Annotated in this window: 12 protein-coding genes; 4 read left to right on the forward strand and 8 right to left on the reverse strand. The window is 70.1% G+C overall.

All coding sequences use genetic code 11. From position 1 onward, the window contains the following. Window positions 1-167: 167 nt before the first annotated feature. From nhaA to ACGFR9_RS13455, 3 genes are all read right to left on the reverse strand, one after another. A complete protein-coding gene (nhaA, locus tag ACGFR9_RS13445) occupies window positions 168-1,976 on the reverse strand; it encodes a Na+/H+ antiporter NhaA (RefSeq protein WP_393206762.1) in 1,809 nt (602 codons plus the stop codon). Window positions 1,977-2,264: 288 nt separating this feature from the next. Next, on the reverse strand, window positions 2,265-4,673 hold the full coding sequence (locus tag ACGFR9_RS13450) for an HAD-IC family P-type ATPase (RefSeq protein WP_393206765.1): 2,409 nt from the start codon (window positions 4,671-4,673) through the stop codon (window positions 2,265-2,267). Window positions 4,674-4,860: 187 nt separating this feature from the next. Further along, window positions 4,861-5,163 (reverse strand): DUF2530 domain-containing protein, encoded by a 303-nt coding sequence (locus ACGFR9_RS13455; protein WP_393206768.1) that lies wholly within the window; start codon window positions 5,161-5,163, stop codon window positions 4,861-4,863. Window positions 5,164-5,354: 191 nt separating this feature from the next. On the opposite strand from ACGFR9_RS13455, the gene ACGFR9_RS13460 reads away from it, so the two are divergent. Beyond that, a complete protein-coding gene (locus tag ACGFR9_RS13460) occupies window positions 5,355-6,806 on the forward strand; it encodes an NCS2 family permease (RefSeq protein WP_393206771.1) in 1,452 nt (483 codons plus the stop codon). Between the two features lie 15 nt (window positions 6,807-6,821). On the opposite strand, the gene ACGFR9_RS13465 is transcribed toward ACGFR9_RS13460, so the two are convergent. Continuing rightward, on the reverse strand, window positions 6,822-7,004 hold the full coding sequence (locus ACGFR9_RS13465) for a ribbon-helix-helix protein, CopG family (RefSeq protein ID WP_037892877.1): 183 nt from the start codon (window positions 7,002-7,004) through the stop codon (window positions 6,822-6,824). Between the two features lie 155 nt (window positions 7,005-7,159). Between ACGFR9_RS13465 and ACGFR9_RS13470 the strand changes: the two genes are divergently transcribed. Then, window positions 7,160-7,597, forward strand: coding sequence for a MarR family winged helix-turn-helix transcriptional regulator (locus ACGFR9_RS13470; RefSeq protein WP_393206774.1), 438 nt, complete (start codon window positions 7,160-7,162; stop codon window positions 7,595-7,597). Window positions 7,598-7,640: 43 nt separating this feature from the next. Then, window positions 7,641-9,005 (forward strand): MFS transporter, encoded by a 1,365-nt coding sequence (locus ACGFR9_RS13475; RefSeq protein WP_393206777.1) that lies wholly within the window; start codon window positions 7,641-7,643, stop codon window positions 9,003-9,005. On the opposite strand, the gene ACGFR9_RS13480 is transcribed toward ACGFR9_RS13475, so the two are convergent. Beyond that, window positions 8,978-9,535, reverse strand: a complete 558-nt coding sequence (locus ACGFR9_RS13480; protein WP_393206780.1) for a Uma2 family endonuclease — start codon at window positions 9,533-9,535, stop codon at window positions 8,978-8,980. The two genes, ACGFR9_RS13475 and ACGFR9_RS13480, sit on opposite strands and share 28 nt — an antisense overlap. 102 nt (window positions 9,536-9,637) lie before the next feature. Here ACGFR9_RS13480 and thpR point away from each other — a divergent pair, with 102 nt between their 5' ends. After that, on the forward strand, window positions 9,638-10,234 hold the full coding sequence (gene thpR, locus ACGFR9_RS13485) for an RNA 2',3'-cyclic phosphodiesterase (protein WP_393206783.1): 597 nt from the start codon (window positions 9,638-9,640) through the stop codon (window positions 10,232-10,234). A 126-nt stretch (window positions 10,235-10,360) separates the two neighbouring features. Here the strand turns inward: thpR and ACGFR9_RS13490 are convergent, their stop codons facing one another. The 3 genes from ACGFR9_RS13490 to ACGFR9_RS13500 form a co-directional block, all read right to left on the reverse strand. Continuing rightward, a complete protein-coding gene (locus ACGFR9_RS13490) occupies window positions 10,361-11,353 on the reverse strand; it encodes an aldo/keto reductase (protein ID WP_393206786.1) in 993 nt (330 codons plus the stop codon). Window positions 11,354-11,383: 30 nt separating this feature from the next. Further along, window positions 11,384-11,986, reverse strand: coding sequence for a Uma2 family endonuclease (locus tag ACGFR9_RS13495; RefSeq protein WP_393206789.1), 603 nt, complete (start codon window positions 11,984-11,986; stop codon window positions 11,384-11,386). Window positions 11,987-12,097: 111 nt separating this feature from the next. Continuing rightward, a complete protein-coding gene (locus ACGFR9_RS13500; RefSeq protein WP_393206792.1) occupies window positions 12,098-12,775 on the reverse strand; it encodes a GDSL-type esterase/lipase family protein in 678 nt (225 codons plus the stop codon). Window positions 12,776-12,845: the final 70 nt, after the last annotated feature.

Consider the following 12,845-nt stretch of genomic DNA (forward strand, 5'->3'; position numbering starts at 1 on the left):
GTGCCGCAGGGCGGCACGGGTGGGCGCGACGGCACCCCGCAGGCGCCGGGCCGCGCAGACACCCCCGCCCGCCACCAACACCGGGCAGGCTCCGGGTGCCGGGTTGCCCAGGCTGCCAGGGCCACCCCGGCAGCGAGGGGCACCCCGGACAAGCCCGGGCCGCCCGGCTACTCCGTCGGCATCCGTGTCGCCCCCGACGGCTCCTCGACGTACGCCTCCAGTTCCCGCGCCAGCGTCTCCGCGTCGTACGGGCCCGTGTGTCTGCGGTTGCCGATGAAGAACGTCGGTGCGCCGCGGACTCCGCTGGCCTCGGCGCCGGCCGCGTCCGTGCGGACCCGTTCGGCCGTCGCGTCGGTGTCGAGATCACGGAGGAACTTCTCGACGTCGAGGCCGAGTTCGGACGCGTACCCCGCCGTGTCCTCGTACTCGAGTTCGTCCTGGTGCGCGTAGAGCAGGTCGTGCATCTCCCAGAAGCGCCCCTGGTTGTCGGCGGCGACAGCCGCCCGCGCCGCGAGTTCGGAGTGCGGATGCACGTCGGGCAGCGGCAGGTGCCGGAACACATAGCGGAACCGGTCGCCGAAACGCTGCCGCAGTTCCTTGGTGACGCCGGTGGCGCGGGCGCAGAAGGGGCACTCGAAGTCGCCGTACTCCACCAGGGTCAGGGGCGCGTCCACGGGACCGAGGATGTGGTCCCGCTCCGGGTCGACCGGCTGGTCCAGGTAGCGGGGAAGATCCGCGTCCGTCTGGCCCTTCAGCACGGCGGCCAGATGGAAGATCAGCCAGCCGGCGAGGGTGGCGAACACGGCCGCGAGCAGCACACCGACCGTCGCCTGCGCGCGGGCGACCGGATCCTGGAAGGCGAGCCCGACGATCAGCAGGGAGACGGTGAACCCGAGCCCGGACAGCGCGCCGCCGCCCAGGACGTGGCCCGGTGCCACCCCGGTCGGGAGCCTGCCGAGGCCGAACCGGGTACCGAGGGCGGCGCCGCCCCAGATGCCGATGACCTTTCCGGCGACGAGGCCCACGACCACGGCCCAGGTGAGGGCGGAGCCCAGGGCGTTGGTCAGGACCCCGTCGCGCAGGTCGACACCGGCGTTGGCCAGCGCGAACACGGGCACGATGACATAGCTGGACCAGGGGTGCAGGACCGTCTGCAGTCGCTCGTTGACCGAGACGGCCTGCTGCAGCCCCTTGCGGGCGGTCTTGCCGACGTCCGCGCGGGGCGACTGGCGGAAGGCGCGGAAGAGCCGCGCGGCCTGCTCCACCCCCTCGCGGGAGGGCTTGCGGGCCGGGATGAGCAGACCGCCGAGCATGCCGGCGATGGAGGCGTGGAGGCCGGCGTTGAGGGTGGCGAGCCACATCACGAGGACGATCAGCACGTACGGTGCGGACCGCCAGACCCCGAAGCGGGTCAGCACGGACAGGATAACGCCGAGGAGCAGCGCGGCGATCAGCTCCGGCACGTTGATGCTGCCGGAGTAGACCACGCCGATCACGGTGACGGCCACGATGTCGTCGATGACGGTGATGGCGAGCAGGAAGACCCGCAGCTGGGTGACGAACCGGGGGCCCACCACGGCGAGGGCGCCCAGCATGAACGCCGTGTCGGTGCCGATCACGACACCCCAGGCCTTGGCGGCCTCACCTCCGGGTGCGATCGCCAGGTACAGCACGATGGGCACGAGCATGCCGCCGATCCCGGCAAGGCCCGGGATCACGACCTTGCGGCGCTCTTTCAGCGAGCCCACCGAGAGCTCGTGGCGCACTTCGAGACCGATGACGAAGAAGAAGAGGGCCATCAGTCCGTCGTTGACCCAGTGACCCAGGTCCATCGACAGCCGGGCGTCGCCGAGTGTGACGGACGCCTCAGTGTGCCAAAGAGAGGTGTACGCCTCCGACCAGGGTGAATTCGCCCAAAAAAGAGCAATTGCCACGGCGATCAGCAGCAGTCCGGCACTGCCTGCCTCGGTCGCCATGAAGGCCCTCACGGGCGCGGACAATTGGGCCGCCAGTTCGCTTCTCCGCGACCGGGACTGCGAGTTGTCGGTCTTCTTTCCGCGCGGCTTCATCAGGTGTGTCGTCTCCGATCGCTTGGGTCGGGGACTCCATGGTCGCCTACATCGCGGGTGGGACGCCGAGCCGTCGGGGTGCCATCTTCACCACTTGATCACATTTCCGTACAATCATTCACCTGGGCTCGGGCGTCTGACCGGCCGGGTCGACACCCGGGCGAGGGTGGTGGACCGGGTGCCGCCCCGGCCCCGCTAGTCGGGGAGCCGCCGGTCCACCCGCCGCCACAGCAGCTCCAGCATCCCCGCCGCGACGACCGCGATACCGGCCGCCGTCCACGGCATGGTCATGCCCACCAGCTTCAGCGCGAAGAAGTGCTGGAGCCACGGCACCACCAGCACCACCACGAACGCCCCGCCCATCGCCGCCACCAGCCCGATCCGCCACCAGGTGTACGGCCGGGCGATGATCGCCAGCACCCAGATCGAGATCAGGAACAGCGTCAGCGTCGCCGCGCTCGTCTCCGCCTCCAGCGACCCCGCCCCCGTGTAGTACTCCCGTGCCAGCAGGTATGTCGCGAACGTCGCCAGCGCCGCCAGCACCCCGCCCGGGATCGCGTACCGCATCACCCGCCGTACGAAGTTCGGCCGCGCCCGCTCCTTGTTCGGCGCGAGGGCGAGGAAGAACGCCGGGACCCCGATGGTGAGCGTCGACAGCAGCGTCAGATGGCGCGGCAGGAACGGGTACTCCACCTGCGAGATCACCACCAGCACCGCCAGCAGCACCGAGTACACCGTCTTCACCAGGAACAGCGTCGCGACCCGGGTGATGTTGCCGATCACCCGCCGGCCCTCCGCCACCACCGACGGCAGCGTGGCGAAACTGTTGTTCAGCAGCACGATCTGCGCGACCGCGCGCGTGGCCTCCGAACCGGAGCCCATCGCCACGCCGATGTCCGCGTCCTTCAGCGCCAGTACGTCGTTCACGCCGTCCCCGGTCATCGCGACCGTACGGCCCTTCGACTGGAGCGCGCCCACCATGTTCCGCTTCTGCTGCGGGGTGACCCGCCCGAACACCGTGCCCTCGTCCATCGCCCCGGCCATGGCGTCCCGGTCCGCGGGCAGCCCGCGCGCGTCCACCGCCGTACCGGACAGGCCCAGCTTGGCGGCGACCGCGCCGACCGACACCGCGTTGTCCCCGGAGATCACCTTGGCCCTGACGTCCTGCTCGGCGAAGTAGCGCAGGGTGTCCGCCGCGTCCGGGCGCAGCCGCTGCTCCAGGACCACCAGCGCGGCCGGCCGTACGCCCTTCGGGGCCTCGGGGTCGTCGACGTCCACGCCCTCGCGGACCCGGGCGAGCAGCAGCACCCGCAGCCCCTGCTCGTTCATCCGGACGGTCTCGGCCAGCGCCGGGTCCCGCTGCTCCAGCAGCACGTCCGGCGCCCCCAGCAGCCAGGTCACGGTCTCCCCGCCCGCGCCCTCGTCGAACGTCGCGCCGCTGTACTTGCGGGCGGAGGAGAAGGGCAGGGTGTCGGTGAGGCGCCAGTCCGTGGTGTCCGGGTAGGCGTCGATGATCGCCTGCAGCGAGGCGTTCGGACGGGGGTCCGCCGAGCCGAGCTCGCCCAGCACCCTGCGTATGTACGCCTCGTCGCCGTCGCCGTCGCCGAACACCCGCAGCCCGGTGACGTCCATGCCGCCCTCGGTGAGCGTGCCCGTCTTGTCCAGGCACACCGTGTCCACGCGGGCCAGCCCCTCGATCGCGGGCAGCTCCTGCACCAGGCACTGCTTACGGCCCAGCCGGATCACGCCGATCGCGAAGGCGACGGACGTGAGCAGCACCAGTCCCTCGGGGACCATCGGCACGATCCCGCCGACCGTACGGGCGATCGAGTCCTTCAGCTCGTTGTCCTTGACCACCAGCTGGCTGATGATCAGACCGATCGCGGTCGGGACCATCATCCACGTCACGTACTTGAGGATCGTGGAGATCCCGGTCCGCAGCTCCGAGTGGACGAGGGTGAACCGGGACGCCTCCTCGGCGAGCTGCGCCGCGTACGCCTCGCGCCCCACGCGGGTCGCCTGGAAGGAGCCGCCGCCCGCGACGACGAAGCTGCCGGACATGATCCGGTCACCGGGCTGCTTCACCACCGGATCGGCCTCACCGGTGAGCAGCGACTCGTCGATCTCCAGACCGTCCGCCTCGACGCACACCCCGTCGACGACGGCCTTGTCGCCCGGCCCGATCTCGATCAGGTCGTCCAGCACGATCCCGGAGGTGGCGATCTCCGTTGCCTTCCCGTCCCGGCGCACCGTGGGCCGTACCTCGCCGATCACCGCGAGGGAGTCGAGGGTCTTCTTCGCCCGCCACTCCTGGACGATGCCGATCCCGGTGTTGGCGAGGATCACGAAGCCGAACAGGCTGTCCTGGATCGGCGCGACCGCCAGCATGATCACCCAGAGCACGCCGATGATCGCGTTGAACCGGGTGAACACGTTCGCCCGGACGATCTCGGCGAGGGACCGGCTGCTGCGCACCGGTACGTCGTTGATCTGCCCGCCCGCGACCCGCTGCGCCACTTCCGCCGAGGTCAGCCCGGTCACCGGTGAGGTGACCCTGGCGGGCTGCACGGCATCGATCCGGTCGCCCGCCTCGAGATGCGTCATGCATTCGACGTTACGTGCGGATTCGGCGCTTCACCCACCCGATGAACACAAGATCCGACCTGGGGAGGACGGCCGCCGGAGGGCCGTAGTGCCGTGGTCGTACGGCGTACGGCGGTGGTACAGAGGCCCGAGGCCGGCCGGGGCGTACGGAGGCCCGAGGCCGGCCGGGGCGGGGAAGCCGCCGCGGTCAGTCGGCCGACGGGGCCGCGGACTGCCCCGGCACCCGTGCCTCCGCCGCCGCCTCCGCCCGCTTGATCGCGGCGTCGCGCCTGCGGACGTACCAGATGCCGATGAAGCCGAGCCCGCCGCCGGCCAGGCAGGTCCACAGCCACCAGGTGTGGCCGTGGTCGTCGAACCAGCCGTAGAACGGCAGCTGCACCAGGAACAGCACGAACCAGATGATCGTGCCGCCGACGATGGTGGCGACCACGGGGCCCTCCAGGGGCTCCGGCGCCTCGTGCTCGGGGGATCCCGAAATAAGCCCGGCCATGCGGACAGCTTACGAGGCCGCGCACGCGACGGGCACGTGACGGGCACCGCACGCTGCCACGCGCGTCTACGCGCGGAGATAGCGGGAAGGGCGTTATATGTTCATACTGAATCCGTTTGTCTCTGGCCATTTATCTTCGTAGAAAACACCAAAGGGCTTCGGGGGAGGCCCGCCGGTGATGAGGTCCCCGTATGTCCCCGTCGGCCCCCACCAAGGCCCCCACCCCCGAGCAGCCGGGGTCCGGTGCCGCGTCCGGCGCCCTGGACCGCTACTTCCGGATCAGCGAGCGCGGCAGCACCCTGCCGCGTGAGATCCGCGGCGGCTTCGCCACCTTCTTCGCGATGGCGTACATCATCGTGCTGAACCCGATCATCCTGGGCAGCGCGAAGGACATGTACGGCCATCAGCTGGACAACGGCCAGCTGGTCACCGCGACCGCCCTGACCGCCGCGTTCACCACGCTGCTCATGGGCGTCATCGGCAACGTCCCGATCGCGCTCGCCGCCGGCCTCGGCGTGAACTCGGTCGTCGCGCTCCAGCTCGCGCCGCGCATGTCCTGGCCGGACGCCATGGGCATGGTGGTGCTGGCCGGTTTCGTCGTCATGCTGCTGGTCGCCACGGGCCTGCGGGAGCGCGTGATGAACGCCGTCCCGCACGGGCTGCGCAAGGCCATCGCCATCGGTATCGGCCTGTTCATCCTGCTGATCGGTCTGGTCGACTCCGGCTTCGTCACCCGTATCCCGGACGCCGCCCAGACCACCGTCCCGCTCCAGCTCGGCGTCGGCGGCCACCTCGACGGCTGGCCCGTCCTCGTCTTCATCCTCGGCGCGCTGCTCACACTGGCGCTGATCGTGCGCAAGGTGCCCGGCGCGATCCTCATCTCGATCGTGGCGATGACGGCCGTCGCGATGATCATCAACGCGGTGGCGGACATCCCCTCCTGGGGCCTGACGACGCCGACCTGGCCCGGCAACCCGGTCGCCACCCCCGACTTCGGGCTGATCGGCGAGGTCAGCCTGTTCGGCGGCTTCGGCAAGGTCGGTGTGCTGACCGGTGTCCTGTTCGTCTTCACCGTGCTGCTGTCGTGCTTCTTCGACGCGATGGGCACGATCATGGGCGTCTCCGACGAGGCCAAGCTGACCGACGCGCAGGGTCAGATGCCCGGCATCAACAAGGTCCTGTTCATCGACGGTGTCGCGGTCGCCGCCGGCGGGGCCAGCTCCTCCTCGGCCACCACCGCGTTCGTGGAGTCCACGGCCGGTGTCGGCGAGGGCGCGCGGACCGGCTTCGCCAACGTCGTCACCGGCGGACTGTTCACCCTGGCACTGTTCCTCACCCCCGTCGCCACCATGGTCCCGTCCCAGGCGGCGACCCCGGCGCTGGTCGCGGTGGGCTTCCTGATCATGGCGGGTTCGGTCAAGGAGATCGACTGGGCGGACTACACGATCGCCATCCCGGCGTTCGTGACGATGCTGATGATGCCGTTCACCTACTCGATCACCAACGGCATCGGCATGGGCTTCATCGCCTTCGCCGTGCTGCGGCTCGCCGCCGGCCGGGGCCGGGAGGTCCCGTCGGCGATGTACGTGGTGGCGGCGGTGTTCGCCTTCTACTACCTGATGCCGGCGCTGGGCCTGACCTGACCCGGCCGCGGGGGCTCAGGTGACCCCGTAGAACCTCTCCGTCTCCTCGACGGCGGTCTGGAACCGCTGGTCGAAGTCATCGCGCATGAGCGTCCGGACGACATAGTCCTGGACGCTCATGCCGCGTTTGGCGGCATGCTCCCGGAGCCGTTCGAGCAGTTCGTGATCTATCCGCAGGCTGAACACTTCTGTCCCCATGCGCATGAGGGTCGCTGCACAACCCGGTGTGGTGCGCCACGATGCGCGGATGGATCACTCATATGGGTGATACGGCGTGCCGGTGGCGGGAGTCACGGGCGGGACCGTGTGCTCCGAGTGGTCTTTAGCGAGAGTAATGAGTTACGCTAAAGAACATGCCGGACTTCAGCCATGGCGACGACGCAGCCGCCGTGAACGCCCTTCGATCCGCCGTGATGCGGCTGTCCCGTCGGCTCAAGCACCAGCGTGTCGACGAGTCGCTCAGCCCCACCGAGATGTCGGTGCTCGGCACCCTGGCCCGCTGCGGCAGCGCCACCCCGGGCGAGCTCGCCCGCAAGGAGCATGTCCAGCCGCCGTCGATGACCCGCATCGTGGCCCTGCTGGAGGCCAAGGGACTGGTCCGCCTCGAACCGCACCCCGACGACCGGCGCCAGAAGGTCGTCACGCAGACCGAGCGGGCCGAGGCGATGCTCGAGGAGAGCCGCCGCAGGCGGAACGCGTTCCTGGCATCACTGGTCGAGGGCCTCGACGAGGACGAGTGGGCGAAACTCCGCGCCGCCGCCCCCGTGCTGGAGAAACTCGCACACATCTGAGCACCGAGCACCGAGCACCGCAGCAGCCAGGAGGCGAGCCCTTTTGAGTACGGGATCCGGAGCAGCTTCCGCCCCCGCACCTGACCCCCACGACACCCTGCCCGCCCCCGGACCCTCCGCGCGTAAGAACTCGATGTTCTCCTCGCTGCGGATCAGGAACTACCGCCTGTTCTTCATCGGACAGGTCGTCTCCAACATCGGCACCTGGATGCAGCGCATCGCCCAGGACTGGCTGGTGCTCAGCCTCACCGGCTCCTCGGCCGCCGTCGGCATCACCACGGCCCTGCAGTTCCTGCCGATGCTCCTCTTCGGCCTCTACGGCGGTGTCCTCGTCGACCGCCTGCGCAAGCGGCCCACGCTGCTCGTCACGCAGGTCGCGATGGCCCTCACCGCCCTCGCGCTCGCCGTCCTCACCCTGACCGGACGGGTCGAGGTCTGGCACATCTACGTCGCCGCCTTCGCCCTCGGTCTCGCGACCGTCGTCGACAACCCGGCCCGCCAGTCCTTCGTCTCCGAACTCGTCGGCCCCGGCCAGCTGCAGAACGCGGTCAGCCTGAACTCCGCGAACTTCCAGTCCGCCCGCCTGGTCGGCCCCGCCGTCGCGGGTCTGCTGATCACCGGCGTCGGCACCGGCTGGGCGTTCCTCCTCAACGGGCTGTCCTTCGTCGCCCCGCTGACCGGCCTGCTGATGATGCGCGCCCGCGAGCTGCACGCCGTCGAGCGCGCCCCGCGCGGCAAGGGGCAGCTGCGGGAGGGATTGCGCTATGTCACCGGGCGGCCCGAGCTGATCTGGCCGATCGTCCTGGTCGGCTTCATCGGCACGTTCGCCTTCAACTTCCCCGTCTACCTCTCGGCCTTCGCCGACGACGTCTTCCACGGGGGCGCGGGCGTCTACAGCATGTTCAACACCCTGATGGCGGTCGGCTCCGTCTCCGGCGCCCTGCTCGCCGCCCGCCGCGGCACGGCCCGGCTGCGGCTGCTGATCCTGGCCGCGCTGGCCTTCGGCGGGCTGGAGATCCTCGCCTCCGCGTCACCGCGGCTGTGGATGTTCGCTCTGCTGATGATCCCGCTGGGCCTGTTCTCCATGACGGTCAACGTCACCACCAACACCAGCATCCAGATGTCCACCGATCCGGCGGTACGCGGCCGGGTGATGGCCCTCTACATGATGGTCTTCCTCGGCGGCTCCCCGGTCGGCGCCCCCGTCGTCGGCTGGATCACCGACACGTACGGCGCCCGCGTCGGCTTCGCGGCCGGCGGCGCGGTCGCGATGACCGCGGCGGCCGTCATCGGCCTGATCCTCGCCAGGGTCGGCGGCCTCCGCCTCTCCCTGGGCTGGCACCACGGCACCCCACGGGTCCGGTTCGTACCACGCGAGCGTCAGGAGGCGCTGGCGCCGGTGACGTAGCGAGGGAACCCGCCGGTCCCGATGACGAGGCCGACGTCCGTGCCGGTCAGATCGATCACCGTGCCGAAGCCGAAGCGGACGTAGCCGTGGTATGCGCCCCGGTGGGGCAGGGTATGCAGGTGCCACACACCGGTGTACGGATCGACGATCAGGTACACCGGGACGCCGGCAGCGGCGTACGCGTCCTTCTTGGGGCCGTAGTCGTTGCCGGACGTCTCCCGGGAGATCACCTCGGCGACGAACTCGGCGCGTCGGCCGGGCCCCTCGGCAAGGGCCACCACGTCGGAGGCGAAGCCGTTGAGATGGCCGGGGTAGTCCATACGGACGTCGGACAACAGGCGCTGGAGCGGATACCTGGGGCGCAGCTGCTCGAGAATGCCGATGGTGATGTCCCAGTGGGTGTCGCGCTGGGGCGTCAGGAAGATGTGCCCTCCTACGATCTCGGACTTGTACCCCTCGGGGACCATGCCCTCCAGCCACGCGAACATGGCGTCGAGTGTGAGGGATCCGCGGTCGGTCGTCCCGGTCATCACAACCCTCTCCGTTCATCCCGCTCATCGCTCCGGACGAGCGCGGTCGCGCGGTAGAACGACGTAGGGGGTGACGGGGGTGCGCCCAGGCAGACTGGACCCATGAGACTCTTCGCCGCCGTGCTGCCGCCCGAGGACGTGCTTCAGGAGCTCGCCGTCGAGGTGGGGCGGTTGCGGGGGCTGCCCGGCGCGGACGGGATGCGGTGGACCGGGCGGGGCGGGTCGCCCCGCGGCGGAGCCGCTGACTGGCACTTCACGCTCGCCTTCTACGGCGAGGTCGGCGACGACGTCGTACCGGAGCTGACCGCGCGGCTGGAGCGGGCCGCCGCGCGGACCGGGCCGTTCCGGCTGGCGGTGCGGGGCGGCGGCCAGTTCGGGCGGGGCCGGGTGCTGTGGGCCGGTGCGGAGGGCGAACTGGACACGATGCGGCTGCTGGCCAAACGGGCGGAGGCGGCCGCGCGGAAGGCGGGCGTGCCGATGGACGAGCACCGGCGCTACAAGGCGCACCTCACGGTGGCCCGGAGCCGGGACGCCGTCGACGTACGCCCGTACGTGGCGGCCCTGGACGCCTTCCGCGGCCGGACCTGGACCGTGGACGAGCTGGTGCTGGTACGCAGCGACCTGCCGACGTCCGGAGTGCCGGGCGAGCAGCCCCGTTACGAGGCGGTCGCCCGCCGGTCACTGGGCGCGGCCGGTTAGGCTCGAAGGCGTGGACCCGAAGACCCGTAACCGGATCATGGCCGGTGTGCTCGTACTGATGTTCCTCGTGGTGGCGCTGGCGGCGGCGCTGGGCAATTGACGCCGCCGCCGTCCCCGTACGCGCCGCTACCAGGCGAAGGCCTCCGGTGACGGGCCCGGGCCCGGGAAGATCTCGTCCAGCGCGGTCAGCAGCTCCTCGCTCAGCTCCAGCTCGACCGCCCGCAGCGCGGACGCGAGCTGCTCGGCCGTGCGCGGGCCGACGATCGGGCCGGTGACGCCCGGACGGGTGAGCAGCCAGGCCAGCGCGGCCTCGCCCGGCTCGACACCGTGCTTGTCCAGCAGGTCCTCGTACGCCTGGATCTGCGCGCGGGACGCCGGGTCGGCCAGTGTGTCGGCGGCCCGTCCGGAGGCGCGCCGGCCGCCCTGGACCTCCTTCTTGATCACACCGCCCAGCAGCCCGCCGTGCAGCGGCGACCACGGGATGACCCCGAGGCCGTACTCCCGCGCCGCCGGGACGACCTCCATCTCGGCGCGGCGCTCGGCGAGGTTGTAGAGGCACTGCTCGCTCACCAGGCCGATGGTGCCGCCGCGCCGGGCCGCGGTCTCGTTGGCCTGGGCGATCTTGTAGCCGGGGAAGTTCGAGGAGCCGACGTAGAGGATCTTGCCCTGCTGGATCAGGACGTCGATCGCCTGCCAGATCTCATCGAACGGCGTGTTCCGGTCGACGTGGTGGAACTGGTAGACGTCGATGTAGTCGGTTCCGAGCCGCTTCAGGCTGGCGTCGACGGCCCGCCGGATGTTCACGGCCGACAGCTTGTCGTGGTTGGGCCACGCCTCGCCGTCGGCGGCCATGTTGCCGTACACCTTGGTCGCGAGGATCACCTTGTCGCGGCGCTCCCCGCCCTTGGCGAACCAGCTGCCGATGATGCTCTCGGTGCGGCCCTTGTTCTCGCCCCAGCCGTAGACATTGGCGGTGTCGAAGAAATTCAGTCCCGCGTCCAGCGCGGCGTCCATGATGGCGTGGCTGTCGGCCTCGTCGGTCTGCGGACCGAAGTTCATCGTCCCGAGGACGAGCCGGCTGACCTTGAGTCCCGTGCGTCCGAGCTGCGTGTACCTCATGGTCACCAAGCCAACGGCTTGGAGTGCGCTCTATGCAAGAGGAGACCGGTCCCGGGGGAAGGCGGCGGTGCTCACGGTCAGGTCGGCCACGGTGCCCGTCAGGTCGATGTCGTCGCCGAAGTCCACCTTCGTGCGGGTGACGTAGTCGCCGTTCTTCGGGTCGGTGTAGACGTAGCAGCGGCCCTGGTAAGGGTCGGCGATGACGTAGAGGGGGACCTCGGCGGTCGCGTAGGCGGCCTTCTTCGGACCGTAGTCGTTGGTGGCCGTGCCCTCGGAGATGACCTCGAAGACGAACTCCACGTCCTGGTAGCGCCAGCGGCCCTCGCCGTCCTTCTCGGCGGAGGAGCGGAGCACGGCGACGTCGGGGCAGAGGCCGTTCTCATGGCCCGGGAAGTCGATGCGGACGTCCGAGAACACCCGGACATCCATGCCGAACCTGTCCTCCACGGCCCGCACGATCCGACGGATGATCTCCCAATGAGTGTCCCGCTGCGGTGTCATGTAGACGGTGCCCCCGACGATCTCGACCCTGATTCCTTCGGGGACGGGCATCCGCTCCAGTCGCTCGAACCAGTCGTCCAAGCGCTGAGTGTTCTCGTCGGCCATGGCGATCCTGTCGTCAAGGACGGTCATCGTCGCGCTCCTCCCCGGCTGCCCTCCGGACGAGTACAGCCGCGCGGTACAACGATACGCACGGCGTGCAGGACACGGGACGGGGCGCATATGCCAGAAGAACCCGAGGCGCTACCCCGCCCCGTACGGCCCGCCCAGGTCCCACTCCCGCCAGATCGCCTCCGCGAACGCGCCCGCGATCTTGTGTTCGCCGGTCTCGTTGGGGTGGGTGCCGTCGTAGGTGTCCGTGTGGAAGTCGTACGCCGGTGGGGGCGGGACCAGGAGGAGGGGGGAGGCGGGGTCGTCCAGGTCGGTGATCGTCTTCGCCAGGAGGTCGTTGAAGTCGGTGACCTGTTCGGCGAAGGCCGCATCCGCCTCCACCCGGATGTTCCGGATCACCGGCAGCACGGCCACGCGGATACGCGGCCTGGCCGCTCGCGCCTCGGTGACGAACGCGCGGACGTTCTCCGCCGTCTGCTCCGCGTTTGTGTAGAAGCCCAGGTCGATCAGGCCCAGCGACACCAGCAGCACATCCGCGCGGCAGGAGCGCACGGCGTCGCCGATCAGCGGGGTCATGTGCTGCCAGCCCTCGCCCCAGCCGGCCAGATGGGCGCGGGGGAAGTCCGGATCGGCGTACGCGTACGACGTGGGGGCGTCCGTCACCGGGTCGTGGAGCGTCTCACGCGGGCCGACCAGCGTGAACGGGCCGCCGTACGCCGTGCACAGGTGCTGCCACAGCCGGTGACGCCAGGTGTGTTCACCCGCGCTCCCGATCGTCATGGAGTCACCTACGGGCATGAACCTGAGCACGCGATCATCATGGACGATCGGCCGGACCACCGCGATGTGAGTCCGGACACCTGCCCTGAAGTGCCTTGAT

This window comes from Streptomyces sp. NPDC048584, from assembly GCF_043199595.1.
Classification (GTDB): domain Bacteria; phylum Actinomycetota; class Actinomycetes; order Streptomycetales; family Streptomycetaceae; genus Streptomyces; species Streptomyces edwardsiae.